General features: G+C 49.9%; 1 protein-coding gene. It reads right to left on the reverse strand.

The window, feature by feature from the left end; translation table 11 throughout:
- Window positions 1-218 precede the first annotated feature (218 nt).
- Window positions 219-605, reverse strand: a 387-nt coding sequence (locus ACTHUR_RS15865; RefSeq protein ID WP_440399620.1) for a class II glutamine amidotransferase, incomplete at its 5' end; no start/stop codon positions are given.

The raw sequence follows: 605 nt of genomic DNA on the forward strand, positions 1-605 counted from the left end.
TGGCAAAACGGGCACTTCATCGGGTTTCCTTGTCATACGCTCGGCAAGGTCGCTAAGCAATTGAATTCATTGTTTGTGACCTATTATTGTAGCGGATTGCGCTATTTTCGTATAGTAAACGCTTTGACTATGGATTAAGTATAAAAAGGCCGTCTGAAAGGGCAACTTTGGCAAAGTTGCCCTTTCAGACGGCCTTGAGTTTTTCAGTCAATCAACCGTTAAACCGATACACCGACGGCGCGGGCGATTTCCAAACCCTCTTCCGCACTCATGTAAACCGGATTGTTGGGGCGGTCGCTGAGGACAATGTCGCCGTCTTGAAACATCACCAATTCATTGACTGCCAATTGCGACCAGGTTTCATCTCGTGTCAGGGGCAGGGTGGCGATGACGGAAACTTTATCGTTCGGGGTGGTCACTTCTGAAAAATCGACCATGACATCATCGTCCAGCAAACGCGCTTTGCCAAACGGGGCTTTGCGCACGATGTAGTGCAGCAAGGTGCTGGCGTGGGCAAACAGGCAGTCACCGTTGGACATCACAAAGTTGAACAAGCCGTAGCGGCGGATTTCATGGGTTAGGCCGGCAATGGCATCAAACAAAAC

Source organism: Neisseria sp. P0021.S007 (assembly GCF_051956855.1).